The organism is Streptomyces sp. NBC_00250, from assembly GCF_036192275.1.
In the GTDB taxonomy this organism is placed as follows: domain Bacteria; phylum Actinomycetota; class Actinomycetes; order Streptomycetales; family Streptomycetaceae; genus Streptomyces.
The window spans coordinates 6137370-6162006 of record NZ_CP108088.1 but is presented as its reverse complement, the minus strand read 5'-3'; the positions used below and the strand labels follow the sequence as shown (position 1 = coordinate 6162006).

Annotated in this window: 22 protein-coding genes; 7 read left to right on the top strand and 15 right to left on the bottom strand. The window is 71.7% G+C overall.

Annotated features, from left to right (window positions below):
* Positions 1-66: 66 nt before the first annotated feature.
* The 4 genes from OG259_RS27820 (at position 67) to OG259_RS27805 (ending at position 5687) form a co-directional block, all read left to right on the top strand.
* Entirely contained in the window at positions 67-900 is an 834-nt protein-coding gene (locus OG259_RS27820) for a hypothetical protein (protein WP_328944736.1), read from the top strand.
* A gap of 137 nt (positions 901-1037) precedes the next feature.
* Positions 1038-2408, top strand: a complete 1371-nt coding sequence (locus OG259_RS27815) for an FAD-dependent oxidoreductase (RefSeq protein ID WP_328944735.1) — start codon at positions 1038-1040, stop codon at positions 2406-2408.
* Between the two features lie 70 nt (positions 2409-2478).
* Entirely contained in the window at positions 2479-4212 is a 1734-nt protein-coding gene (locus tag OG259_RS27810) for a LuxR C-terminal-related transcriptional regulator (protein WP_328944734.1), read from the top strand.
* A gap of 95 nt (positions 4213-4307) precedes the next feature.
* Entirely contained in the window at positions 4308-5687 is a 1380-nt protein-coding gene (locus OG259_RS27805; protein ID WP_328944733.1) for an FAD-binding oxidoreductase, read from the top strand.
* A gap of 9 nt (positions 5688-5696) precedes the next feature.
* Here OG259_RS27805 and OG259_RS27800 read toward each other — a convergent pair whose 3' ends face one another.
* The 3 genes from OG259_RS27800 to leuA form a co-directional block, all read right to left on the bottom strand.
* Positions 5697-6389: a TerB family tellurite resistance protein gene (locus OG259_RS27800; RefSeq protein WP_328944732.1), complete on the bottom strand. Its 693-nt coding sequence runs from the start codon at positions 6387-6389 to the stop codon at positions 5697-5699.
* Between the two features lie 121 nt (positions 6390-6510).
* The gene (locus tag OG259_RS27795) at positions 6511-7869 is read right to left on the bottom strand and encodes a choice-of-anchor A family protein (protein WP_328944731.1); all 1359 of its coding nucleotides are present in this window, start codon (positions 7867-7869) and stop codon (positions 6511-6513) included.
* Between the two features lie 229 nt (positions 7870-8098).
* Entirely contained in the window at positions 8099-9862 is a 1764-nt protein-coding gene (gene leuA, locus OG259_RS27790; protein WP_328944730.1) for a 2-isopropylmalate synthase, read from the bottom strand.
* A gap of 294 nt (positions 9863-10156) precedes the next feature.
* Between leuA and OG259_RS27785 the strand changes: the two genes are divergently transcribed.
* Together OG259_RS27785 and OG259_RS27780 are read left to right on the top strand one after the other, a co-directional pair.
* Positions 10157-11209 carry a M4 family metallopeptidase gene (locus OG259_RS27785; RefSeq protein ID WP_328944729.1) on the top strand — a complete coding sequence of 351 codons (1053 nt, stop codon included), beginning with the start codon at positions 10157-10159 and terminating at the stop codon, positions 11207-11209.
* A gap of 21 nt (positions 11210-11230) precedes the next feature.
* Complete coding sequence (locus tag OG259_RS27780) at positions 11231-11482, top strand: protealysin inhibitor emfourin (protein WP_328944728.1); 252 nt, start codon at positions 11231-11233, stop codon at positions 11480-11482.
* Between the two features lie 3 nt (positions 11483-11485).
* Here OG259_RS27780 and OG259_RS27775 read toward each other — a convergent pair whose 3' ends face one another.
* The 7 genes from OG259_RS27775 to OG259_RS27745 form a co-directional block, all read right to left on the bottom strand.
* Positions 11486-12829: a TerD family protein gene (locus OG259_RS27775; RefSeq protein WP_328944727.1), complete on the bottom strand. Its 1344-nt coding sequence runs from the start codon at positions 12827-12829 to the stop codon at positions 11486-11488.
* A 50-nt stretch (positions 12830-12879) separates the two neighbouring features.
* Complete coding sequence (era, locus tag OG259_RS27770) at positions 12880-13830, bottom strand: GTPase Era (protein ID WP_374115426.1); 951 nt, start codon at positions 13828-13830, stop codon at positions 12880-12882.
* A 21-nt stretch (positions 13831-13851) separates the two neighbouring features.
* Positions 13852-14820 carry a WxL protein peptidoglycan domain-containing protein gene (locus OG259_RS27765; RefSeq protein ID WP_328944726.1) on the bottom strand — a complete coding sequence of 323 codons (969 nt, stop codon included), beginning with the start codon at positions 14818-14820 and terminating at the stop codon, positions 13852-13854.
* A gap of 62 nt (positions 14821-14882) precedes the next feature.
* Positions 14883-16214: a beta-xylosidase gene (locus OG259_RS27760; RefSeq protein WP_328944725.1), complete on the bottom strand. Its 1332-nt coding sequence runs from the start codon at positions 16212-16214 to the stop codon at positions 14883-14885.
* A 215-nt stretch (positions 16215-16429) separates the two neighbouring features.
* Positions 16430-16906 carry a hypothetical protein gene (locus tag OG259_RS27755; protein ID WP_266891734.1) on the bottom strand — a complete coding sequence of 159 codons (477 nt, stop codon included), beginning with the start codon at positions 16904-16906 and terminating at the stop codon, positions 16430-16432.
* Between the two features lie 242 nt (positions 16907-17148).
* On the bottom strand, positions 17149-17511 hold the full coding sequence (locus OG259_RS27750) for a cytidine deaminase (RefSeq protein WP_328944724.1): 363 nt from the start codon (positions 17509-17511) through the stop codon (positions 17149-17151).
* Positions 17512-17627: 116 nt separating this feature from the next.
* Positions 17628-18449: a helix-turn-helix transcriptional regulator gene (locus OG259_RS27745; RefSeq protein WP_443052143.1), complete on the bottom strand. Its 822-nt coding sequence runs from the start codon at positions 18447-18449 to the stop codon at positions 17628-17630.
* Positions 18450-18629: 180 nt separating this feature from the next.
* Between OG259_RS27745 and OG259_RS27740 the strand changes: the two genes are divergently transcribed.
* The gene (locus tag OG259_RS27740) at positions 18630-20033 is read left to right on the top strand and encodes an MFS transporter (RefSeq protein WP_328944722.1); all 1404 of its coding nucleotides are present in this window, start codon (positions 18630-18632) and stop codon (positions 20031-20033) included.
* A gap of 19 nt (positions 20034-20052) precedes the next feature.
* Here OG259_RS27740 and OG259_RS27735 read toward each other — a convergent pair whose 3' ends face one another.
* From OG259_RS27735 to OG259_RS27715, 5 genes are all read right to left on the bottom strand, one after another.
* A complete protein-coding gene (locus tag OG259_RS27735) occupies positions 20053-20406 on the bottom strand; it encodes an MmcQ/YjbR family DNA-binding protein (protein ID WP_328944721.1) in 354 nt (117 codons plus the stop codon).
* The gene (locus OG259_RS27730; RefSeq protein WP_328944720.1) at positions 20403-21698 is read right to left on the bottom strand and encodes a hemolysin family protein; all 1296 of its coding nucleotides are present in this window, start codon (positions 21696-21698) and stop codon (positions 20403-20405) included. The genes OG259_RS27735 and OG259_RS27730 overlap by 4 nt, the downstream gene beginning before the upstream one ends.
* 5 nt (positions 21699-21703) lie before the next feature.
* Complete coding sequence (gene ybeY, locus OG259_RS27725) at positions 21704-22201, bottom strand: rRNA maturation RNase YbeY (RefSeq protein ID WP_250760877.1); 498 nt, start codon at positions 22199-22201, stop codon at positions 21704-21706.
* Positions 22202-22211: 10 nt separating this feature from the next.
* A complete protein-coding gene (locus tag OG259_RS27720; protein WP_328944719.1) occupies positions 22212-23255 on the bottom strand; it encodes a PhoH family protein in 1044 nt (347 codons plus the stop codon).
* 128 nt (positions 23256-23383) lie between these two features.
* Complete coding sequence (locus OG259_RS27715) at positions 23384-24502, bottom strand: carbohydrate kinase family protein (protein ID WP_328944718.1); 1119 nt, start codon at positions 24500-24502, stop codon at positions 23384-23386.
* Positions 24503-24637 lie beyond the last annotated feature (135 nt).

Genomic DNA, 24637 nt, shown 5'->3' with positions numbered 1-24637 from the left:
GGGTGCAGTGAACCCCGGGGACCGGAGGGGTTCAGCCGTGCGTGATCACGCCCTACCCTCTCCGTCATGCCCATCACCCCGTCCACCCCCGTCATCCAGGGGGCCGGGAGGACCTGCCTCCAGCTCGACGGCGACGCACTGCTCCTGAGCCTGCCGCACGAGCAGGCGCTCATCCCGCTGGCGGCGATCGAGCAGATCACGGCCGCGGGGCGGACGGTCACCGTCGAGCTGACGGCTCCGGCGGGAGCCACGCGGTACGTGCACAGGATCAACGGGGTGAGCGAGGCGGCGGGCACCATGTTCGCCGCGACCGTGAACGCCTCGCTGCCCGGGACGACCGGGCGGGACACGACGGCCGACGGGACCGCCCTCGTCGAGACGCGCCCCCTCCCCCTGACCCGGCGGGCGAGGAAACTGCGCCGCATCCTGTGGGGGTCGGCCGGCGCCCTCGGACTGCTCGCCGCCCTGTGCGTACTCGTCGCCGTCGCCGGGGAGCCGATCCTCCTGCTGAGCCTCATACCCGGAGGCCTCGTCTCGACGGCGGTCCTCGCCATCGGCTCGAACGCGCTGGCCAACTGGTACCGCGAGTGGCGTCTGATCCGGCACGGCATCACGACCTTCGCGGCCGAGGTCCCGGAGAGGCCGGGGATGTACCTCTACACGGACCCGGCCGGGCTGATCCGCCACGTGTTCACCTGGGCGGGCGGCATGGCCGTCAAGGTCAGCTACGACCCCGTCGACCCGGGGAACGTCGCCCTCCCGAGGGCCGCCCTGTTCCGCCGCGGGGAACTCTGCCTCGGACTGTTCTTCGCCCTCTTCGGGCTCGCCGCGTTCGTCGGCATGATCGCACTGACCGTCATGGCGTTCGTCGACCCCGAGGCGATCTCCGGCACCACCTAGCACCGCTTATGGAAGTCATAAGTCCGCCTTATGAGGCCATAGACCGGGGGCGGGTACCACTCCGCTCCCGGGATTATTTAGGGTGACCTAAGTGTCGGCGGCTTCGCCGCCACGTCGCTTGCGAAGGGAACCCAGTCATGCCCCGCCCCCTCCGGGTCGCGATCGTCGGCGCCGGCCCCGCCGGAATCTACGCCGCCGATGCGCTGCTGAAGTCCGAGGCCGCCGCCGAGCCGGGTGTGTCCATCGACCTCTTCGAGCGGATGCCCGCCCCCTTCGGCCTCATCCGTTACGGCGTCGCCCCCGACCACCCGCGCATCAAGGGCATCGTCAACGCCCTCCACCAGGTCCTCGACAAGCCGCAGGTCCGCCTCTTCGGCAACATCGACTACGGCACCGACATACACCTCGACGACCTGCGCGCCTTCTACGACGCCGTGATCTTCTCGACCGGCGCCATGGCCGACCGCCCGCTGAGCATCCCCGGTGTCGAGCTGGACGGCTCGTACGGCGCCGCCGACTTCGCCTCCTGGTACGACGGCCACCCGGACGTCCCGCGCACCTGGCCGCTCGAAGCGGAGAAGGTCGCCGTCCTCGGCGTCGGCAACGTGGCCCTCGACATCGCCCGCATCCTCGCCAAGACCGGCGACGAGCTGCTGCCGACCGAGATCCCGGCGAACGTCTACGACGGCCTCAAGGCCAACAAGGCCGTCGAGATCCACGTCTTCGGACGCCGCGGCCCGGCCCAGGCCAAGTTCAGCCCCATGGAGCTGCGCGAGCTGGACCACTCGCCCACCATCGAGGTCATCGTCAACCCCGAGGACATCGACTACGACGACGGCTCGATCGCCGAGCGGCGCAAGAACAAGCAGACCGACATGGTCGCCAAGACTCTGGAGAACTGGGCGATCCGCGACGTCGGCGACCGCCCGCACAAGCTCTTCCTGCACTTCTTCGAGTCGCCCGTCGAGATCCTCGGCGAGGACGGCCAGGTCGTCGGCCTGCGCACCGAGCGCACCGAGCTGGACGGCACGGGCAACGTCAAGGGCACCGGCCAGACCACCGACTGGGACGTCCAGGCCGTCTACCGCGCCGTCGGCTACCTCTCCGACGAGCTGCCCAAGCTGCCCTGGGACGCCGTCAGCGGCACCGTCCCGGACGAGGGCGGCCGGGTCATCGAGGAGACCGGCGAGCACATGGCCTCCACGTACTGCACCGGCTGGATCCGCCGCGGCCCCGTCGGCCTCATCGGCCACACCAAGGGCGACGCCAACGAGACCGTGGCGAACCTCCTGGACGACTTCGCCAACGGGCGCCTGCTCACCCCCGACACCCCGGAGACGGACGCGGTCGTGTCCTTCCTGGAGGGCAAGGGCCTCACGTACACCACGTGGGAGGGCTGGTACGCCCTGGACGCCGCCGAGAAGGCGCTCGGCGAGCCGCAGGGCCGCGAGCGCATCAAGATCGTCGAGCGCGAGGACATGCTGCGCGCGAGCGGCGCCATCGAGTAAGGCCTGCGCCTTCGCGGGCCCTCGCCCCTTCCCGGTCCTACCCTGAAAGGACCGGGAAGGGGCGAGAGCCATGTCCGCACCCACCACGACCGACGCGGTCGAACGCGCCAGGGACGCCGCCGCCCGTGAGTCCTGGGCAGAGGCGTACGAACTGCTGCACGACCACGACCGGCACCCATCGCGCGGCCTGACCGCCGACGACCTCACCGTCCTCGCCGACTCCGCCTGGTGGTCCGGGCACGTCGACGAGTCCGTCACCGCCCGGCTCCGCGCGCACGCCGCCTATCTCGCGGCCGACGACCACCGGGGCGCCGGACTCACCTCCTGGTGGCTGCACTACGAGTACGCGAGCCTCGGGCGGCCCGCGGCGGCGGCCGGCTGGCTCCACCGCGCCCGGCACCACCTGGAGGACTTCCCGGACTGCCCGGAGCAGTGCTTCCTGGCCTGGACGACGTCCGAGGAGGCCGAGGCACACGGCGACCACGAGGCCGCCCTCGCCGCGACCCGCCGCATGACCGCCCTCGCCCTCGCCTCCGGCAGCCCCGACCTCCTCGCCCTCAGCCGCCAGGCCGAGTCCCATGTGCTCCTCGCGGCCGGCCGCAGGGCCGAGGGCCTCGCCCTCCTCGACGACGCCATGTGCGCGGTGGTCGCGGGCGAACTGAGCGGCATGGTCACGGGCTGGCTGTACTGCCTGGCCCTGACCCAGTGCATGGAGGCCGCCGACCTCTCCCGGGCCGTGGAGTGGACGAACGCGGCGATGGAGTGGTGCGCCCCGCCCTGGTCGGGCCACCCGCCGGCCGACGACACGACGGCAGCCGCCCGTACCCCCGGCCCGCTCCCCATGACCGTCCCCTCCGGCGAGAACCCCTTCCGGGGCGTCTGCCGGGCCCACCGCGTCGAGGTCCTCGACCTCCTCGGGGCCTGGGCACTCGCCGAGGCGGAGGCCCGGCAGGCCTGCCGCGAGGTGCCGGTGGACTGTCTGGAGTCGGCCGCCGCCGCGTACTACGCCGCCGGAGACGTCCAGCGGCGCCAGGGCCGCCTGGAAGCGGCCGCCGTCTCGTACGGGCACGCCCACGAACTGGGCCGGATCCCGCAGCCGGGCCTCGCCCTCCTCCGCCTCGCGCAGGGCCGGGCCGAGGCGGCGGTGGCGGGCGTCGACCTGGCCCTGGCCTGCCGGAACGACCCCGACCACGACGTCCTGGGCCGGGCCCGGCTGCTCGCCGCCCGTACGGAGGTGGCCCTCGCCGTCCGTGACGTGGCCGGAGCGGCGCGTGCCGCGAAGGAGCTCGACGCACTCGCCGGGGACGGAGACGTACCGCTGCTGCGTGCCCTGGCCGACACGGCCCTCGGCTCGGTGGCCCTCGCCGAGAAGGGACCCGACGCCCTGCTCCCGTTGCGCCGGGCGCTCGCCGGGTGGCTGGAACTGCGCGTGCCGTACGAGGCCGCGCAGGTGCGGATGCTGCTCGCGGCGGCCGACCGGGCCGCCGGCGACGAGGAGGCGGCCCGCCTGGAGCTGGGCACCGCGCGGGCGGTCTTCGAACGTCTCGGGGCCGTACCGGACGCCCGGCGCGCGGCGGCGCTGGTCAGCGGCGGGTCACGGCGGCGGCTGCCGGGCGGGCTCACCGCGCGGGAGGCCCAGGTGCTGCGGCTCGTCGCCTCCGGCGGGACGAACAAGGACATCGCCCGTGAGCTGGTGATCAGCGAGCACACGGTCGCCCGGCACCTGAACAACATCTTCGCCAAGCTGGGCGTCGGCTCCCGCGCCTCGGCCACGGCCTACGCGTACGCGCACTCCCTCCTGTGACGCGGCATGGTCCGAACGGCCCATGGGGGCCCGCCGCCGGTACATGGGTGGTTCCGGCGATGCGTCCCGGGCGGCCACCGGGCTAGACCGGAGACATGACCACCACGACCGGCCCCCAGACCACTCCCGACACGCTCCGCGGTGCCGTGCGCGGCACCGTCGTGACCCGCGACGACCCGTCGTACGACGAGTCCCGCCGGGTCTACAACGCCCTGCACGACCGCCGCCCGGCCGTCGTCGTCCACGCCGTGGACGCCGGCGACGTGATGGCGGCGGTGCGGTACGCCCGGGAGCACGAGCTCCCGCTGGCGGTGCGCGGCGGCTCCCACTCGGTCGCCGGATTCGGCACCGTGGACGACGGCCTCGTCGTCGACCTGTCCCGGATGCGGGGGGTCAGGGTCGACCCGGCGGCCCGTACCGCACGGGCCGAGGGCGGCGCCACCTGGGGCGACTTCAACCACGCCACCCACGCCTTCGGGCTCGCCACCACCGGCGGGGTGGTCTCCACGACCGGGATCGGCGGCCTCACGCTCGGCGGCGGCATGGGCCACCTGGCCCGCCGCTACGGTCTGAGCTGCGACAACCTGATCGCGGCGGACGTGGTGACCGCCGAGGGCGCGCTGGTCTCCTGTGACAACGAGCGGCACCCGGACCTGTTCTGGGCGCTGCGCGGCGGCGGCGGGAACTTCGGGGTCGCCGTCTCCCTCGCCTACCGGCTGCACCCGGTGACGGACGTCTTCGGCGGTCTGAGCTGCTACCCGCTCGACGGGGGCGTGGCCCGGGCCTGGCAGGAGATGATCACGGTGGCGCCCTGGGAGCTGAACTCGATCCTCGTCCTCGCGCTCGGCCCGGAGGAACCGTTCCTTCCCGAACGCTGGCACGGCCGCCCGATCTGCGCCGCGTTCACCTGCTTCAGCGGCCCGGAGGCGGAGGACGAGAAGGTCCTCGCCCGCCTGGACGGGCTGGGTCCGGTCATCGGCCGGTTCATGGAGCGGATGCCGTACCCGGTGATCAACACCCTCTTCGACGAGCAGCTGCCGCCGGGGCTCTACCACTACTGGAAGGGCAACTTCAGCCGCGGGCTCTCCGACGGCGCCATCGCGGCCCACATGGAGTACGGCGCCACGATGCCGTCCCTCGAATCGGACACGGCGATCTTCCCGATCGACGGCGCCTGCCACCGCATGGGCCCGGAGGACACCGCGTTCGCCTACCGCGACGCCGACTTCTCGCACTCCTTCGGCGGCACCTGGACCGACCCGGCGGACTCGGACGACAACATCGCCTGGACCCGCGCCTACGACACGGCGCTGCGCCCGCACACCCAGGAGGGCGGGTACGTCAACTTCATGGACACCGACGACCAGGACCGGGTGCGGGTCAACTACCGCCAGAACTACGACCGGCTGCGGACGGTGAAGCGCGCGTACGACCCCGACAACGTGTTCCGGCTGAACCAGAACATCGAGCCGTAGCGGATCGTCCTACGCCACGGTCCTGGCCGAGGCGAGCAGCCTGACGACATCGTCCGGAGCGAGCGCGAGCGCGTTCCCGACCGTCCCCAGGACCTCCCGCTCGGCCGGGCTGTAGGCCCCGTCGGCGAGGGCGATCCGGGCGGCCTGGAGCAGGATCGACTCCCGCCCGGAGGGTGCCAGGTGCGGGGTCAGCGGCTCCAGGGCCTCGTGCAGCTCGATCGCGAGGAGCGCCCCCTCGGGGTTCACCTCGGGCATGAAGCGCCCGGTGTCGGCCTCCAGGGCCTCGACGAGGTCGACGAGCTGGACGGCCGTGCACTCGGCGAAGCCGGCGGACCGCACCGCGCTCACGGCCCGGTCGAGGACCGCGCGCGAGTCGGTGCCGCCGGCCGCGAGCACGGCGAGCGCGACGGTGTGCACGGCGTCCCGCAGCATCGCCGAGAAACGGCTGGTCGTCGGGTGGTCGAGCACCTCCGTGCCGAAGTGCGTGTGACAGGCCGCGCATTCGACGACGGGGCCCGTACAGCCCCGGGGCAGGACCGGGACGCCCAGGACGGCGAACCTGCGGCGGCCGGTGCGGCGCCGGTAATTGCGGTCGCCTCCGCACTCCTCGCAGAAGAACTCGCCGTCTCCGACCGTGTTCCAGGAGGTGCGGATTCCGCAGACGCCCACTTTCCCACCACGTGAATTCCGGGCAGACCGCACACGCACCTCCTCAACGGCCCGGCTGCACTGCCGGCGTTGGCGTGATGTTAGCCACATCCTTGATGTGGCGTCAGCACCCCGTCAGGACTTCACCGTGGAGATGGCCGAGACACGTCACCGTTCAGGAGGCGCGGCGACGGCGCTTTGCGAAGGCCAGGAAGCCTCCGCCGACGAGGACGGCGGCCACGGCGGCGCCGATCGCACCGGGTCCGATGGCCGAACCGGTCGTCGCGAGATCACCCTCCGGGGTGGCGGACGGCGCCGGGGTCGGGGTGCCCGCCGGGGCGGTGGTGGCCTCCCCCGGGGTGGCGGGGGTGGACGGGGAGGCGGACCCGCCGGGGGTCGTCGCCGTCGCCGTGGGCGTCGAGCCGCCCTCGCTGGGGGTGGCCTCGGGGGTGTCGGGGGTGGCCGACGGGGTGGGGACGGTGGTCTCGGTCGGCGTCGGGGGCTCCGGGGTGACGACCGGGCCCGGCGTGGTCTCCTTCGGGAGGCAGCCGGTGAAGTTCATCTGGTGGGTCTCGGCGCCGGGGACCGTGTCGAGCGACTCGGCGATGACGGAGCCGTTGACGTGGCCGGGGCCGTAGGTCGCGCTGCCCATGGAGACGGCGGCGTTGGGGGCCAGGATGGTGCCGGGCCAGGAGGAGTAGTTCTTCTTGACCGTCTCGGCCTGCGGGAAGTTCCACAGCAGCCGGGAGCGGACCTGCTTGAAGGCGTCGCTGCCGGAGGCGTAGTCGTCCTGGACGAAGCCGTTGGCCTGCTCGTCCCAGATCCACACGCCGTAGGTCGGCTTCGCGTGCATGTCGTACGAGTCGCCGAGGACGTTCACGAGGGTGGAGGAGCCGGCCGGGACCTTGAGGGATATCGCGCCGGCCTTCTCCAGGTCGGAGGCGTTCACGGCGAAGACGTTCAGCTTCGCGTCGGTGCCGGTGAGGAAGACGCCCTGCCCGCTCGGGTCCGCGGAGACCGTGCCGTTGGGCTTGACGCCCGCCCAGCCGGTGGACAGCGCGCGCAGTTCGGCGAACTCCTTGCCGAAGTCGACCGGGGAGGCGCCCGTCGCGACCTTGTCGCCGTCGACGCCGAAGCCCGCGCCCGGGGTGGAGCGGTCGACGACCTTGCCGGCGATGCCCGTGCCGTTGTCGAGGACGACCTGGTTCGCGTAGAGCGTGCCGCCGACGACGAGGCTGTGGCCGCCGGGCAGCTTGGCGAGGTCGGCGCCGGTGAGCTTGTGACCGATGGAGAAGCCGGAGGGCTGCTTCGGGTCGCCGAAGGTGGCGTCACCGCCGACCGCGACCGCGCCCTCGGAGTCCGAGTGGCGGGTGGAGTTCTTCTCGACGAACTCGGCGTAGAGACCGGCCGTGCCGAGCGGCTGCGTCACGCACTCGGTGGTGGTGGCGGACTCGGCGGCGGAGGCGACGGGGGCCCAGCCGATGGCGGCACCGGTCACCGCGAGAACGGCGGCCACGGCAGCGGTCGTGCGCATGCGAAACTCCAGGTCAGGGAGGTGACGAAGGGGGCGCGTGGGGGGTGTGTCCGAGGGGACGAGTGGACCATCCGCCATTCCCCGATGTGCCGTCAACTCACCTGATATGCCACTGATTCCGACATGGCGTGATGATCTTCCTTAAGCGAACCTGAAACCGTGACGCAGCTCACATACGAGACCGCCCCGCCCCCTCGGAAGGGGGCGGGGCGGTCCGGTGCGGAGCGGGTCAGCGGGCGGAGCGGTTGACCGCCGAGATGACCGCCTTCAGGGAGGCGCGGGTCGTGTTGGCGTCGATGCCGATGCCCCACAGGACCTGGCCGTCGATGGCGCACTCGATGTACGAGGCGGCCTGCGCGGAGGCTCCCTCGCTCATCGTGTGCTCCTGGTAGTCCAGCAGGCGGGCGTCCACGCCGACGCCCTGCAGCGCGGCGAAGAAGGCGGAGATCGGGCCGTTGCCGGAGCCGGACAGGACGGTCTCGGCGCCGTCGACGATCGCCTCGACGGTCAGCGTGTCCGTGCCGTCGGTGTCGGAGGTCGTCTGACCGGAGCGCAGCTGGATGCGCCCCCAGGCGTTGTCCGGGTTGGGCAGGTACTCGTCCTGGAAGACCGACCAGATCGCGGCCGGCGTGACCTCGCCGCCCTCGGTGTCCGTCTTCTGCTGGATGATCTTCGAGAACTCGATCTGCATCCGGCGGGGCAGGTCCAGCTTGTGGTCGTTCTTCAGGACGTACGCGATGCCGCCCTTGCCGGACTGCGAGTTGACCCGGATGACGGCCTCGTAGGAGCGGCCGACGTCCTTCGGGTCGATCGGCAGGTACGGCACCGCCCACTCGATGTCATCGACGGTCTTGCCCTGGGCGGCCGCGTCGGCCTCCATGGCGTCGAAGCCCTTCTTGATGGCGTCCTGGTGGGAGCCGGAGAAGGCGGTGTAGACCAGGTCGCCCGCGTAGGGGTGGCGCGGGTGGACCTCCATCTGGTTGCAGTACTCGGAGGTGCGGCGGATCTCGTCGATCTGCGAGAAGTCGATCTGCGGGTCGACGCCCTGGCTGAACAGGTTCATGCCCAGGGTGACCAGGTCGACGTTGCCGGTGCGCTCGCCCTGCCCGAACAGGCAGCCCTCGATGCGGTCGGCGCCGGCCATGATCGCCAGCTCGGCCGCCGCCACGGCGGTGCCGCGGTCGTTGTGCGGGTGGACCGATACGCAGATGTGCTCGCGGCGGGTCAGGTTCCGGGACATCCACTCGAAGCGGTCCGCGTGCGTGGACGGCGTCGAGCGCTCCACGGTGGCGGGCAGGTTCAGGATGATCTCGCGGCCCGGGCCCGGCTGCCAGACGTCACAGACCGCCTCGCAGACCTCCAGGGCGAAGTCCAGCTCGGTGTCGGTGAAGATCTCGGGGCTGTACTGGTAGCCGAAGGTGGTGCGCTCGTCGAGCAGCTTCTCCGCGTACTCCATGACCAGGCGGGTGCCGTCCACGGCGATCTGCTTGATCTGCTCCTTCGAGCCGCGGAAGACGACCCGGCGGAAGGTGGGCGCGGTGGCGTTGTACAGGTGGACGGTGGCGCGCTTCGCGCCGACCAGGGACTCCACGGTCCGCTCGATCAGGTCCTCGCGGGCCTGGGTCAGTACGGAGATGGTGACGTCGTCCGGGATCGCGCCCTCTTCGATGATGGAGCGCACGAACGCGAAGTCGGTCTCGCCGGAGGACGGGAATCCGACCTCGATCTCCTTGTAGCCCATGCGCACCAGCAGGTCGAACATCTCGCGCTTGCGGGCCGGGGACATCGGGTCGATCAGGGCCTGGTTGCCGTCGCGCAGGTCGGTGGACAGCCAGCGCGGGGCCTTGGTGATCCGCTGCTCGGGCCAGGTGCGGTCGGGGATCCGTACCTGCTCGTACTGGCCGTACTTGTGGATCGGCATCCCGGACGGCTTCTGCAGCTGCGTCGCGTTGGTGACCGGCGTGGGGCGGCTGACGAACGGAGACTGGGACATGTGCGTTGGGCTCCTCGGGTCCTACGGGAGGGACGGCCGACTGTCGAACGCAACACCAGGTCCCGCGGGGAGGGGGTCGGCCTACGACTACAGGCCCTCGCCGCGGCAGCTAAGGAGAAGCAGCCCGAAACGCATGATGTGCCGCAGCCTAGCCCAGGGACGCCGGAGACGGACGCCCCGTATCAGTATGCGGGACGGCGTCCGCGTCAAGGCCGAACAGTGACGCATCACTCCATTTCGCCAATCCTCGTCTCATCCCGTGACAGTGGGCTCACGCAGTGCCACATTGCGAGGATGACTCCCCAGACGCCTGCCTTCTGCTCGATCGTCCCCCCGCACCTCCTGGAGCACCTGGCGCACTCCTCGAACCCGGCCGTCGCCGCCGCCGCGCGCCGCACCCTCGTCGCGGACGCCTCGGCCCGTACGTTCCGGATCCTGCCGCTGCCCGGCACCGCCCCCACGCTCGGTCCCGCCGAGGCCGGCAAGCCGCACCGCACGATCTACGACTGCGAGCGCGGCACCGACCTGCCCGGCGCCAAGGTCCGCGGCGAGGGCGACGCGGCGACCGGGGACGCCACCGTCAACCGGGCGTACGCCGGTCTGGGCGCCACCTTCGACCTCTTCCTGAACGCCTTCGGGCACAACTCGATCGACGGCGCCGGACTGCCGCTGCTCGCCTCCGTCCACTACGACGAGAACTACGGCAACGCCTTCTGGAACGGCGAGCAGATGGTGTTCGGCGACGGCGACGACGAGATCTTCCTCGACTTCACCCTCCCCGTCGACGTCATCGGCCACGAGCTGGCCCACGGATTCACCCAGTACTCGGCGAACCTGGAGTACTTCAGCCAGTCCGGCGCCCTCAACGAGTCCGTCTCCGACGTCTTCGGCTCCCTCGTGAAGCAGTACGCGCTCGGCCAGTCCGCCGACGCCGCCGACTGGCTCATCGGCGAGGGCCTCTTCCACCCGAACGTGGAGGGGACGGCCCTGCGCTCCATGAAGGCCCCGGGCACCGCGTACGACGACGACGTCCTCGGCAAGGACCCGCAGCCCGGCCACATGGACGACTACGTCCGCACCGGCCGCGACAACGGCGGCGTCCACATCAACTCCGGCATCCCCAACCACGCCTTCTACCTGGCCGCGACCGAACTCGGCGGGAACGCCTGGGATCGCGCCGGGCAGATCTGGTACGACGTGATGACCGGCGGGACGCTCACCCCCGAGGCCCGCTTCTCCGAGTTCGCGGCGGCCACGGTGGCGGCGGCGCGGTCGCGGTACGGCGACGGCGAGGAGATCCAGGCCGTCCTGAAGGCCTGGTCGGCGGTGGGCGTACCGACCGACTGATCCGGCTGGTACACAGGTCCCATGCGGATTCGAGTGCGGCGCACGGGCGGTTTCGCGGGCATCGAGCGGTCGGCGGAGGTGGTGGTCACGGACGCCGAGTGGGAGTCTCTGGCCGCCGTCGTCCTCGCCGACGGTGACGGCGACGTCCGGGGCGTCCCGGACGGCTTCTCCTACGAGATCACGATCGACGGCGTCACCGTCCGCTGCTGCGACCCCCGCCTCTCGGAGGCGCAGAGGACCCTCGTCACGAGGGTCCTCAAGGAGGGCGCGTAGGCCTCAGCGGGAGGCGCGCCGCCAGAACCTGCTCTCCTTCGGCGGCCGGACCTTCAGGGACCAGTCCCCGTCGGCGCTGACGAGCTGCACGAGCAGGGGCCCCTCGGGCAGGGGACGCGTCTCCCGGGGGAACCTGCTCGCCTCGTTGGCGAGCAGGTGATCGCGGCCGTCCGGCTCGTAGCCGTGCACGTTGAACCACTCGAAGCCGAGCCTCGTGCGGAGCCGGGAGGAGAGCAGGCCGGCCGGGCCCGTGTACAGCAGCACGTCGGAGCCCCGCCCCTCGGCAATGCCGTCGAGGACCTCCACGGTGCTCACCGGACGGACGGCGACCGTCCACGACTCGCCGTAGGCGCTCACGCGCAGGCGCAGCGGGGCCTTGCCGTCGTACCGCAGGACCCGACGGGCCCCCTGGTCCTTCAGCAGCGTGTTCGCGAGCAGGGCGTCGCTTTCGCCCTTCTCGCCGATGCTGTGCACGGCGAAGTAGCCGTCGCCCTTCCGGGTCGATTCGACGACGACGTAACCGGCCGGGATCGGCACGTCGACGGTGATGTCGGCCTTGCCCTCGCCGCTGCGGACGAAGTCCGGGAAGTCCCCGCCGAACAGCTCGGCGTCCGACCGCGGGCCGGTCCGCGGGAGACGCTGTGCGGGGACCTGCGGCGGTGTCCGTACGAGGGCGGCCTCGGCCTCGGCCTCCCGGACCTTGGCGAGGAGCTCCTCGGGGATGGCCTCCGGAGAGGCGCCGACGGAGACGGGCTCGTCGATCGGGTCGGGCCCGCCGTCGTGCACGGGCTCGTCGTCGGGGGCGGGCTCCGGGTCCCCGCCCACGATGCCGAAATCCTCGGCGAGGCCGACGAGGCCGGAGTCCCACCCCTGGCCCACGGCGCGGAACTTCCACGCCCCGTCGCGCCGGTAGAACTCGCCGAGGACGAACGCCGTCTCGGTGCTCGCGTCGTCGACCTCGTACAGCGCCAGCTGCTCGCCGGTGCCGGCGCTGATCGTCCGGATGTGGAGCCCTGGCACCTGGCCGAACGTCCCCTCGTCGGAGGAGGCGGTGATCACGATGCGCTGGACGGCGGGCTCCACGAGCGCGGTGTCGATCTCCAGCCAGTCGGCGACCCGCTGCTCCTCGTCCCGCGCCTGCCCGGTCAGGCGCACCGCGCCGGACGCGTGCGCGGGCTGGTTGTAGAAGACCAGGTCACCGTCGCCCCTGACCCTGCCCGAGGCGTCGAGCAGCAGGGCCGAGGCGTCGACCTCCGGCACCCCGTCGCCGCCGGCCCGCCGGACGACCGCGATCCGCCACACCTGCCCGGGGACCGGCAGGTTTCCCCCCTTGACGATCTTTGTCACCGCGCCATGCTGGCACGCGGTGACCGGGAAGTCGACGGGTGCGGATCGCTCTAGAAGCCCAGCTTGCGCAGCTGCTTCGGGTCGCGCTGCCAGTCCTTCGCGACCTTGACGTGGAGGTCGAGGAAGACCGGGGTGCCGAGCAGCGCCTCGATGTGCTTGCGGGACTTCATGCCGACCTCCTTGAGGCGGCTGCCCTTCGGGCCGATGATGATGCCCTTCTGGCTGGGGCGCTCGATGTACACGTTGGCGTGGATGTCGAGCAGCGGCCGGTCCGCCGGGCGGTTCTCGCGCGGGATCATCTCCTCGACGACCACGGCGATGGAGTGCGGCAGCTCGTCCCGTACGCCTTCGAGCGCGGCCTCGCGGATCAGCTCCGCGACCATGACCTGCTCCGGCTCGTCCGTGAGGTCGCCCTCCGGGTAGAGCGGCGGGGACTCCGGGAGCAGCGGGATCAGCAGGTCGGCGACGAGCTGGACCTGCTTGTTGCCGACGGCCGAGACCGGCACGATCTGCGCCCACTCGAAGCCCAGCTCCTTGCCGAGCTGGTCGACGGCGATCAGCTGCTCGGCGAGGGTCTTGGAGTCGACCAGGTCGGTCTTGGTGATGATCGCGACCTTGGGGGTCTTCTTGATCCCGGCGAGTTCCTTGGCGATGAACTTGTCACCGGGGCCGAGCTTCTGGTCGGCGGGCAGGCAGAAGCCGATCACGTCGACCTCGGCCCAGGTGGTGCGCACGACGTCGTTGAGCCGCTCGCCGAGGAGGGTGCGCGGCTTGTGGAGGCCGGGGGTGTCCACCAGGATCAGCTGCGCCTCGGGGCGGTGCACGATGCCGCGGACGGTGTGCCGGGTGGTCTGCGGCCGGTTCGAGGTGATGGCCACCTTCTGGCCGACCAGAGCGTTCGTAAGGGTGGACTTGCCCGCGTTGGGGCGGCCGACGAAGCAGGCGAAGCCGGCCCGGTGGACGGCTTCGGTTTCTTGGTTGCGAGCGCTCATGGGGGCCATTGTCCCCGATGAGCGCCCGCCTCACGTACTCACGTACGCACTCGGCTCCGTACGGACCGTCCGGCGCCTGCGGATCCGCAGGCCGAAAAGGCCCGCGGCACCCCCCACGACCAGGGTCGCGGCGGCGAGCCAGGGCAGGGCGAGGAAGGACACCGTGCCGGTCTCCCGCACGTCCTTCGCGGTGGCGGTGAGGGTCACGTCACCCCAGTCGAGCTGCGGGGAGCCGGTCCAGCGCTCGGTGAGCCGGATCTTCTGCCGGGGCAGCAGCTCGGAGGGCACCTTGGCCAGGTCGCGGTCGAGGAGGGTGCGGCCGAAGAGGCCCTCCGCGCGGAGGGCGACCTTGGGGTTGAGGGTCACGTTGCCCCGGTTGTGCAGCGTGTACGAGACGACCGCGCTGCTCGAACCGGCGCCGGGGACCAGCGGCCGGTCCTGGTCGAGCGTGACGTCCTCGACGGCGAGGGCGGGGACGGTCGGCCCGTTGACCCGCAGGTAGAGACGGGCGGCGACGGCGCGCTGGACGCCCATGGCGACGGAGCCCTTCCCGCCGGGGCTGATCCGCTCGTCGAGGGCGACGAGGGCCCCGGGGTGGTCGCCGGGATCGGCGTCGGCGGGGACGGCCAGCGTGTACCGGACGGTGACGGCGGAGCGGGCCGGGACGGTGATCCGGGTCCGCTCGGGCTTGATCCAGGCACCGGCGCCGGTCTGCTTCTCGCGCTGGGTGCGGACGGCGAAGCCGCCGTCCCGGTCGGTGTTGTAGGCGTCGGCGCCGTAGAGCCGGAAGGTCAGCGGGGCGGCCGTCTTGTTGGCGACGGTGACCCGGTCGGTGACCGTGGAGCCGGGGTCGGCGGTGAGGAAGAAGTAGGGGCGGCTGCCCAGCTGGGCGGCGGCCGGATAGACGGCCCACTCGCCGTTCTCGGCGGCCTGGGCGTGCGGGGCGAGGCCCAGGAGCAGGAGCAGGGCGCTCAGGAGAAGTACGTACAGCGTGCGCACGAGTCGGAAACCCCCGGGGTGCGGAGCGGGCCGGCCGGGTGCGCGCCCGGCCCGCACGGTGGTCAGGACAGGGTGAGCGTCAGCACGCCCGCGTACGAGCCCGGCGCCGTGAAGGCCGGGACGTCGAGGGAGAGCCCCGCGTCGATCGTGAACTCGCCGCCCGTGAGGGCGCCGTTCGGCGTGGACGCGAGGGTCGCGCCGCCGCTGCCGACCGGACCGGACGAGCCGGCCGCGCAGGCGCTGGGACTGCCGGCCTTGGCGGTGCAGGCCGGGCTCCAGCTGAGGTTCCCGGCGCCGATGGAGCCGCCGGTGCCGGTGAAGTCGGTGACCTTGCCGGTGAGGGACCAGCCCGCGGGGCCGCCGCGGAAGTCCTTGACCGTCACCGTCTTGAGGGCGCCGGTCGCCGCGCCGCCCTGACCGAAGTCGACGGACGACAGCTCGACGGCGTCCCCGGCCTGGGTCATGGACAGCTCGCCGGCGGTGACGGCCGCGGTGATCGTCTGGCTGTTCGGCGGGGCCGGTACGACGACCTTGTACGCGGCGGGTCCCGCTCCCTTGTCGGGGTCCCAGGCCGCACCCTCGTAGGCCACGATCCCGGTGGTCGCCACGTCGTTGACCTTCAGACGGGCGGCGAAGGAGCCCTCGCTGTCGGTCGTGACGGTCATCTTGTCGGCGGTCTCCGCCGCCCCGGCGCGGCCGACGACGGTGACGTCGGTGAGCGGGGTGAACTTGGAACCGTTGACGGTCACCCGGACGCCCGGGTCGCCGGACGCGGTGTCGAGCGACAGCGCGCGGGTGTTGGGGTTGGTCACGGGGCTCGCGACGACCGTCTCGGAGACCGGGGCGGGCGGGTCGAGCACCGTACAGGGGGTGTCCAGCTCCATGAGGTAGCTGGTGTGGATGTTGTAGTCGCCGGGCGAGAGGGTGATCGACCCGGCCTGGGTGACGGTGAAGGTGCCGGTCATCGAGAAGGCCGGGAAGGAGCCCTTGCCGGGGACCGGCGGGTTCTTCTTGGGGCCGTTGACGGTGACCGCGCCGCTCTGGGCGCCGCCGAGGGTGACCTTGCCGCTGGGCGTCATGATGTCGGCCGGGAGTGCGAGGTCGACCGGGTTGGACGCGGCGGGCTTGGTGATCGTGTACGTCACCGTGACCGTGTCGCCGACCTTGGGGCTGGCCTTGTCGACGGTGATCTCGGCGGTGGTGGTGCCCGTGATGGGCGGGATGCCGGCGATCGGCGGCGGGACGCAGCGGGTCTGGAATTCCACCGGCTGGGAGGTGGTCGTCGCGCCGGCCGGGGCCGCGAGCGCGCCTCCTGCGACCGCGAGGGCGGTGGCGCCGAGGACGGCGGTCCAGCGCCGTCTTCGGGCCGCCGCCCGGGATCGGGTGAGTGCCATGGGTGTGCCCCCTCCTGAGGGATGAGTGGGCGCCATTGACGGCTGCGGGCGGAGAGAAGTCAATGCAAGCGAAAGACATCGACTGATGACCCATCAGATACTGTCAAGATCCTCGAATCCAAGGCGTTTCCCCAGGTCAGCCACCCCTTCCAGGTGCCGGAACACGACGGAGACCGGTGCCGCCCAGGGCGACACCGGTCCGGTTGGTGCGGGGCTCAGCTGAAGACGAACGGGCCGGGCGACTGCGAGGTCAACGCGTCACAGTTCACCGTGACCCCGAAGATCACCATCTTGAGGGCGACACCCGCGAAGTACGAGTTGAGGCTGTCGCCGGAGGCCACGGTCCCGCTGAGGGGGCCGATGGTCACGGGACCCACGGGGAGCGCCGGGTTCTTCTTGCCGCTGAAGACCCGTGTGCCGCCACCGGCCTTGGCCAGCGTCAGCGTGGCGTTGATCTGGTCGGCGCCGACCGGGATCGGCGTCGTCACGGACGAGGTGAGGGTGATGGTCGCGGCCGTGCCGTTCTGCGTCGCGACGAGGGTGGCGCTGCCGCCGCCCCACGAACCGCAGTCGTACGTCGCCGTGGCCGACCCCGGCGAGACGGCGGCGGCCGTCGGCGCGAAGGCGAGCGAGGCGGCGGCGAGTCCTCCGGCGATGACCGCGACGGTCCCTAAGGTGCTTCTGCTTCTCATGGCGAGTTCGAACCCCTTCCGATGGCGAACGCAGGGGTGCGGACACTGCGTGGATGATGGAGATCTGACGGTCCGTCGGGCGAACCGCTGTTCATTGAGACGCAGACCGCATGGGAAGGCAAGAGAAGATGCGGTGATCCTTCACAAACACACAAACGCCGTGACGCGCAAGGGCCCGGCGCGTGTGCGCCGGGCCCTCGATGTCCCGTTCTCGCCGCTCGCGCGCGCGGCGGCCGAGTCGCTCAGCCCGCCGTGACCGCCACGCGCAGCTGTCCGTCCGGGCCGGCCAGCAGGACCGGGGTCTCCGGGCCGCCGAGGTCCCGTACCGCCGCGCGGTCCTCGTCCGACGCGGACTCGGCGCTCGACACGACGGCCGCCGCCTCCAGGGACCGGGCGCCGCTGGCCACGGCCATCGCGACCGCGGTCCGCAGCGCGCTCAGCTTGAGCGACTCCAGCTCCACGGTCCCCGCCACGTACGTACGACCGGTCTCGTCCCGTACGGCGGCCCCCTCGGGCACACCGTTACGGGCGCGGGCGCTGCGCGCCAGGGTGATGATCTTGAGGTCCTCGGCGCCGAGGTCGCCGTGCTCGCTGCTGAGTGTCATGCCCCTGAGCATAGGTCCGCCCCGGGACTCGGCCCGCGACCGGCCCCGGGTCGGCCCGCGACGTCCGAGGGCTCGGCCCGCGACCGGCCCCGGGCCGGGCCACCGCGTCCGAGCACTCAGCCCGCGACCGGGTACATCGCCCCCCGGCGGCCCTCCGGCGACACCAGCCACTCCAGCTTCTCCGCCGTGCCGGCCTCCGGAAGCGGGGTGTGGAGCACGATCACCAGGTCCGGGCGGGCCGGGACCCTGAGCTGGGTCGCCTCGACGTACAGCGTGCCGACCAGCGGGTGCTCCAGCTCCTTGCGGTTCTGGCCGCCGGGGATCACGTCCCGCCGCTCCCACAGCTCCGCGAACTCCGGGCTCAGCTCCTTGACCTCCTCGACGACCTGCCGGAAACCCTCGTCCTCGGGGCTCTCCGAGCACGCCGAACGGAACTGGGCGACGACCCGGGGCGCGATCTCCTCCCAATGGGTCATGCGGGTGCGGTACAGCGGGTCGGTGAAGAAGGTGACCAGGCAGTTCTGCGCGATGTCGGGGCCCATCCCGAGCACGATCGCCGCCGCGTCGTTGTACAGGACGGTGTTCCAGTACGCGTCCATGATGTGCGCGGGAAACGGCATCCACGCCTCGATGAGCCGCCGCAGCCCGTCGCACATGTCCCGGTCCTCCGGGGCCGTCTCCGGCGCCGGCGGGTTCAGCGCCGCCAGGACGTAGAGGTGACGCCGCTCCGCCGGGCTCAGCCGCAGCACCCGCGCCACCGAGTCGAGCACCTGCGGCGAGACCGTGATGTCCCGGCCCTGCTCCAGCCACTGGTACCAGGAGACGCCGACGCCCGCGAGGACCGCGACCTCCTCCCGGCGCAGCCCCGGTGTCCGGCGGCGCGCGCCACCGTCCGGAAGGCCCGCCTCCGCGGGGCTCACCCTGGCCCGACGGCTCATCAGGAACTCGCGCAGCTCGCCCAGTCGGTGCTGCTTCGTCGTGGTGCTCTCGAGAGCGGTGGCCACGTGTGCTTCCTCCCCCTGGATGCGTGGTGGTGCCTGGCGGTGGTGCCTGGTGGTGCGACCAACAGGATAAGTACCCGCTCCCCACCCTTGTTCCCGGACGCCGAAGGTGGGGACATGGCAACCCTGACCTCTCCGCCCACGGACGACCTCGCCCCCGCCGCTCCCCCGAAGCTCACCGGCCGCACCCGGCTCATCCTCTTCGTGCTGTGCGCCGCCCAGTTCATGGTCGCGCTCGACTTCTCCGTGCTGAACGTGGCGCTGCCCGTCCTCGGCGCCGACCTCGGCCTCGGCCAGTCCGCCCTCCAGTGGGCCGTCACCGCCTTCGCACTGCCCTCCGGCGGCTTCCTGCTCCTCTTCGGCCGCGTCGGCGACCTCTACGGACGCAAGAAGCTGTTCCTCGCCGGACTCGCCCTCTTCGGCCTGGCCTCGCTGCTCGCCACCTTCGCCTGGAACCCGGCCGCCTTCCTCACCGGGCGCGCCCTCCAGGGCATCGGCGCCGCCGCGATCGTGCCCACCGGCATGTCCCTGCTGACGACGACGTTCCCCGAGGGGCCGCTGCGCGACAAGGCGCTCGGCATCTCCGGCACCCTGCTCTCGCTCGGCTTCACCGTCGGCATGCTCCTCGGCGGTGTCATGACGGACACCCTCGGCTGGCGCTCCACCATGGGTCTGCTCACCCTGTTCGCCGTGATCGTGCTGCCGCTGGCCCCCGGCCTGCTCCCCGAGTCCCGCACCCCCGAGCGGCCCCGGCTCGACGTGCCCGGCGCGGTGACCGTCACCGGTGGTCTGCTCGCCCTGATCTACTCCCTGTCGACGGCGGCCGAGCGGGGCTTCGGCGGCACGGACGTGCTGTTCACCCTGGTCGCGGGCATCGTGCTGCTCGCGGTGTTCGTGCGGGTCGAGTCCCGGCACCCGGCCCCGCTGGTCTCGCTGCCGATGCTGCGCCGCCGCACGGTCGCCTTCGGCAACCTGGGCGGCCTGATCACCTTCTCGATGATGTCGACCGTCGTCTTCGTCCTCACCCTGTACCTGCAGGAGACGCTGGACCTGTCGGCCTTCGCGACCGGACTGATCTTCGGTGTACAGGGCGTGATGTCGGTCGTGGCCGGCCTGCTCGCGCCGAAGGTGATCGGCCGGATCGGCGCCCGTGCCACCCTGGTCGGCTCGCTGGCCGGGCAGGGCGTGCTGACGGCCGCGCTGCTCGGTCTGGGCGAGGAGTCGGGCGTGGTCCTGGCGACCGTCGCGGTCTCGCTGGCCTCGATGTGCCACCTCGGCGCGATCATCTCGTACGGACTGACCGTCACCTCCGGTGTCCCGGACGAGGAGCAGGGCCTGGCGACCGGCCTGGTCACCACCACCCAGCAGGTCGGCCTCACCATCGGCATCCCGCTGCTCGGCGTGCTCGCCACCACGGGCGGTGATCTGTTCGGGGGCGTCCGCACGGTCCTGGTCCTGGACGCGGCCATCGTCCTCGGCACGGCGGCCCTGGTCGCCCTCGGCCTGCGGCGCAAGTCCTGAACCCAGGCCGCGTGGAGAGCTACGGCCTGTCGAGGCGGAGCCGTACGGCCTTCGGCAGACCCGCGACCACCAGGTCGTACGAGTCCTCGACGAGCTCCCGGACCATCCGGTCCGGGAGCTCTCCCACGGTCACCGTGTTCCAGTGCCGCTTGTTCATGTGATAGCCGGGGGCGACCGCCGGATGCTCCTCGCGGAGCCGTACCGCCTCGTCCGGATCACACTTGAGGTTGACCCGCAGCGGCTCGGATTCGAGCCACGAGAGCGCGAACAGCTTCCCGGCGACCTTGAAGACGGAGACGTCGGGCCCGAACGGGAACTCCTCCGTCGCGTCGTTGAAGTCCAGGCAGAAGACGCGCAGCTCGTCGGGGGTCATTCCGTGCTCTCCTCCGGTTCCAGCGGTTCGACGAGAACGGTGACGATCTTGTTCCGCCGGCCGGCCGGGGACTCGGCCGTGAGCCGCAGCGAACGCCCGTCCGGCAGCTCCACGACCGCCTTCGCGCCCGCGATCGGAACCCTGCCGAGCGCCTTCGCGAGCAGACCGCCGACGGTCTCCACGTCCTCGTCGTCGTACTCGTCGGGCCCCAGACCGTACAGCTCGCCGAGGTCGCCGATGTCGAGGCGCGCGGTGACCCGGTGGATGCCCTCGCCGAGGTCCTGGACCGGCGGAAGCTCCCGGTCGTACTCGTCGGTGATCTCGCCGACGATCTCCTCCAGGATGTCCTCGATGGTGACGATGCCGGCCGTGCCGCCGTACTCGTCGATGACGACGGCGACGTGGTTGCGCTCCTGCTGCATCTCGCGCAGCAGGTCACCCGCGTTCTTGGTGTCGGGCACGAAGGCGGCGGCCCGCATCGCGGTCGACACGAGGTCCGACTCGGACTCGCGGTTGATGTGCGTCTTGCGGACGAGGTCCTTCAGATACACGATGCCGACGATGTCGTCCTCGTTCTCCCCGGTGACGGGGATCCGGGAGAAGCCGGAGCGCAGCGCGAGGGTGAGGGCCTGACGGATCGTCTTGTACCGCTCGATGCAGACGAGGTCGGTGCGGGGCACCATGACCTCCCGTACGAGCGTGTCGCCCAGCTCGAAGACGGAGTGCACCATCCGGCGCTCGTCGTCCTCGATCAGCGACTCCTGCTCGGCGAGGTCCACCATGGCCCGCAGCTCCGCCTCGGAGGCGAACGGGCCCTTGCGGAAGCCCTTGCCGGGCGTCAGCGCGTTGCCGATGAGGATGAGCAGCTGCGGGATCGGCCCCATGATGCGGGCCAGCGGCAGCAGTACGTACGCGGCGGCCGTCGCCGTGTTCAGCGGGTGCTGGCGGCCGATCGTGCGCGGTGAGACGCCGACGGCCACGTACGACACGAGGACCATCACGCCCATGGCGACGAGCAGCGCCTCCCAGGTCTCCGGGAAGGCTTCGAGGCAGGCGTACGTGACGAGGACGCCGGCCGCCATCTCGCAGGCGACACGGACGAGCAGCGCCACGTTGAGATAGCGGGTCGGGTCGGAGGCGACCTGGGCGAGCTTCTCGGCCCCGCGCCGGCCGGACCGTACGGCCTCGGCGGCGCGGAAGCTGGTGACGCGCGCGAGACCGGCCTCGGCGCAGGCGGCGAGCCAGGCCACGACGACCAGGGCCACCGCGCCGAGGATCAGCGAAACGTCCATCGGGGTCAGGAGACGGTCGGCGCCGGGGACGGGCCGGTGAGGCCCTTCTCCGCGCGCCAGCCGTCGACGATCGCCGCCTGGAGGCCGAACATCTCGGCCTTCTCGTCGGGCTCCTCGTGGTCGTACCCGAGGAGGTGGAGCACGCCGTGGACGGTGAGCAGCTGGAGCTCCTCGTCCATGGAGTGCTCCGTCGGCGCGTCCTTGCCCTGCTGGGTGGCGACCTCGGGGCAGAGCACGATGTCGCCGAGGAGCCCCTGCGGGGGCTCCTCGTCGTCCTTCGCCGGCGGGCGCAGCTCGTCCATCGGGAAGGACATGACGTCCGTCGGGCCCGGCAGGTCCATCCACTGGATGTGGAGCTGCTCCATCGCCTCCGCGTCCACGACGATCACCGAGAGCTCGGAAAGCGGGTGGATGCGCATGCGCGCGAGCGCGTAGCGGGCGATGTCGAGGATCGCCTGCTCGTCGACCTCGGTACCGGACTCGTTGTTGACGTCGATCGACATGGTGCTGGAACTACTTCCCGTTGCGGCCGTTGCGGCTGTCGTACAGCTCGTACGCGTCGACGATACGGCCGACGAGCTTGTGCCGGACGACATCCTGCGACGTGAGCGTCGAGAAGTGGACGTCCTGGACCCCGTCCAGGATGTCGCGGACCTGTCGCAGACCGCTCTTCGTCCCGTTCGGCAGGTCGACCTGGGTGACGTCACCGGTGATGACGATCTTCGAGTCGAAGCCGAGGCGGGTGAGGAACATCTTCATCTGCTCGGGGTTCGTGTTCTGTGCCTCGTCCAGGATGATGAACGCGTCGTTCAGCGTCCGGCCGCGCATGTACGCCAGGGGCGCGACCTCGATCGTCCCGCTCGCCATGAGCTTGGGGATCGAGTCGGGGTCGAGCATGTCGTGCAGCGCGTCGTAGAGCGGGCGCAGGTAGGGGTCGATCTTCTCGTAGAGGGTGCCGGGCAGGAAGCCGAGGCGCTCGCCGGCCTCGACGGCCGGGCGGGTCAGGATGATCCGGGTGACCTGCTTGGACTGCAGGGCCTGGACCGCCTTCGCCATGGCCAGATAGGTCTTTCCGGTGCCCGCGGGACCGATGCCGAAGACGATCGTGTGCTTGTCGATCGCGTCGACGTACCGCTTCTGGTTGAGGGTCTTGGGACGGATGGTGCGACCGCGGTTGGAGAGGATGTTCTGCGTGAGCACCTCGGCGGGAGTCTCCTCGCCGCCCTCCGAACCGTTCTCGCTCGCCCTGAGCATGGCGATCGAGCGTTCCACTGCGTCCTCCGTCATCGGCTGACCGGTGCGGAGCACCAGCATCATCTCGTCGAACAGGCGCTGGATCAGAGCGACTTCCGCCGCGTCACCGACCGCGCTGACCTGGTTGCCCCGGACATGGATGTCCGCCTGCGGGAACGACCGCTCGATCACACGGAGCAGCGCGTCACCGGAGCCGAGCAGGGTGACCATCGGGTGCTTGGCGGGGACGGTGAAGTGGGCGCGGGCCTGACCGGGCGTCCCGTCCTGGGGCGAACCGTTGTGGGCTGTGGGTGTCTGAGTCATGGGCCGGCACTGTGGCCTGCACATACCTCCCGTTGCAGGGTTCTCGCTGCTCGACAACCTCTGGGCTACCAAGCCTACGACTTGGCACCGACAAGCCCGTAGCGGTTTACGGAGGGGGCCGCGGCGGCTCAGGAGTGGGCGGCGCGGAAGCCGATCGTCGGCACCGCCCGGCGCAGCGGCCACGCGCGCGCGGGGGCCGGCAGGAGCCGCTCCAGGAAGGCGTAGCGGGCGCGCAGGGCCTCGGGGTCCTGGCAGGCGTGGCCCTGGACGTGCTGCCACCAGGCGGCGATCTCGCCCCAGGTGGGGGCGGACAGGGAGCCGCCGAACTCCTGGACGGAGAGGGCGGCGGTGAGCCCGGCGAAGGCGAGCCGGTCGGCGAGCGGCCAGTCGGCGAGGGTGCCGGTGACGAAACCGGCGACGAAGACGTCCCCGGCGCCGGTCGGGTCGAGGGCGGAGACCTGGATGGCGGGGACCTCGGCGGTCTCGCCGGTGGCGCCGTCGACGGCGTAGGCGCCCTCGGAACCGAGGGTGACGACGGCGTAGCGGACCTTGTCGGCGAGGGCGCGGGCGGCGGCCCGGGGGCAGTCGGTGCGGGTGTAGCGCATCGCCTCGGCGGCGTTGGGCAGGAAGGCCTCGCAGTGCGCGAGGTCGGTGAGGCCCGCCAGGTCCCAGCGGCCGGTGTCGTCCCAGCCGACGTCGGCGAAGACCTTGGCGCCGCCGCCGGCGGCCTGGGCGACCCAGTCCTCGCTGCGGCCGGGGACGAGGGAGGCGACGGCCGCCCGCGCGTGCGGCGGGTAGGCGGGCAGCGCGCCGTCGAGCGGCGGGGCCTCGTGGCCGTGGGAGACCATCGTGCGCTCGCCCTCGTAGGCCATGGAGACCGTGACCGGGGAGTGCCAGCCGGGGACGGTGCGGGAGAGCGACAGATCGATCCCCTCGCCCTGTTCGAGGGCGTCCCAGCAGTACTCGCCGTAGTGGTCGTCGCCGAAGGCGGCGGCGAGGGAGGTGCGGAGCCCCAGCCGGGCGAGGGCGGTGGCCATGTTGGCGACGCCGCCGGGGCTGGAGCCCATGCCGCGGGCCCAGGACTCGGTGCCCCGGACGGGGGCGCTGTCGAGGCCGGTGAAGATGATGTCGAGGAAGACCGTGCCGGTCAGGAAGACGTCGCAGGCGGGGTCGGTGGGCTCGCGCAGGCACACCAACGGGTCGACCCCGGCGTCCTGTTGCGACTGGTCTCCCCTTGCTGTGGTCACGGCGGACTCCCCGGTCGTGGTGCGGGTGGATCGGCACCGTGGTGCCGATCTGGACAGTGTGCCCGATGGGGCTCGGGAGACGGCGGTGACGCAACACGCACGTCGCGCGATACCCAGTCCACCCGACCCCAAACC

Coding starts and splice junctions, on each gene's coding strand:
- OG259_RS27820 (WP_328944736.1), top strand. CDS start 67: ATGCCCATCACCCCGTCCACCCCCGTCATCCAGGGGGCCGGGAGGACC.
- OG259_RS27815 (WP_328944735.1), top strand. CDS start 1,038: ATGCCCCGCCCCCTCCGGGTCGCGATCGTCGGCGCCGGCCCCGCCGGA.
- OG259_RS27810 (WP_328944734.1), top strand. CDS start 2,479: ATGTCCGCACCCACCACGACCGACGCGGTCGAACGCGCCAGGGACGCC.
- OG259_RS27805 (WP_328944733.1), top strand. CDS start 4,308: ATGACCACCACGACCGGCCCCCAGACCACTCCCGACACGCTCCGCGGT.
- OG259_RS27795 (WP_328944731.1), bottom strand. CDS start 7,869: ATGCGCACGACCGCTGCCGTGGCCGCCGTTCTCGCGGTGACCGGTGCC.
- leuA (WP_328944730.1), bottom strand. CDS start 9,862: ATGTCCCAGTCTCCGTTCGTCAGCCGCCCCACGCCGGTCACCAACGCG.
- OG259_RS27785 (WP_328944729.1), top strand. CDS start 10,157: ATGACTCCCCAGACGCCTGCCTTCTGCTCGATCGTCCCCCCGCACCTC.
- OG259_RS27780 (WP_328944728.1), top strand. CDS start 11,231: ATGCGGATTCGAGTGCGGCGCACGGGCGGTTTCGCGGGCATCGAGCGG.
- era (WP_374115426.1), bottom strand. CDS start 13,830: ATGGCCCCCATGAGCGCTCGCAACCAAGAAACCGAAGCCGTCCACCGG.
- OG259_RS27760 (WP_328944725.1), bottom strand. CDS start 16,214: ATGGCACTCACCCGATCCCGGGCGGCGGCCCGAAGACGGCGCTGGACC.
- OG259_RS27755 (WP_266891734.1), bottom strand. CDS start 16,906: ATGAGAAGCAGAAGCACCTTAGGGACCGTCGCGGTCATCGCCGGAGGA.
- OG259_RS27750 (WP_328944724.1), bottom strand. CDS start 17,511: ATGACACTCAGCAGCGAGCACGGCGACCTCGGCGCCGAGGACCTCAAG.
- OG259_RS27745 (WP_443052143.1), bottom strand. CDS start 18,449: ATGAGCCGTCGGGCCAGGGTGAGCCCCGCGGAGGCGGGCCTTCCGGAC.
- OG259_RS27740 (WP_328944722.1), top strand. CDS start 18,630: ATGGCAACCCTGACCTCTCCGCCCACGGACGACCTCGCCCCCGCCGCT.
- OG259_RS27735 (WP_328944721.1), bottom strand. CDS start 20,406: ATGACCCCCGACGAGCTGCGCGTCTTCTGCCTGGACTTCAACGACGCG.
- OG259_RS27730 (WP_328944720.1), bottom strand. CDS start 21,698: ATGGACGTTTCGCTGATCCTCGGCGCGGTGGCCCTGGTCGTCGTGGCC.
- ybeY (WP_250760877.1), bottom strand. CDS start 22,201: ATGTCGATCGACGTCAACAACGAGTCCGGTACCGAGGTCGACGAGCAG.
- OG259_RS27720 (WP_328944719.1), bottom strand. CDS start 23,255: ATGACTCAGACACCCACAGCCCACAACGGTTCGCCCCAGGACGGGACG.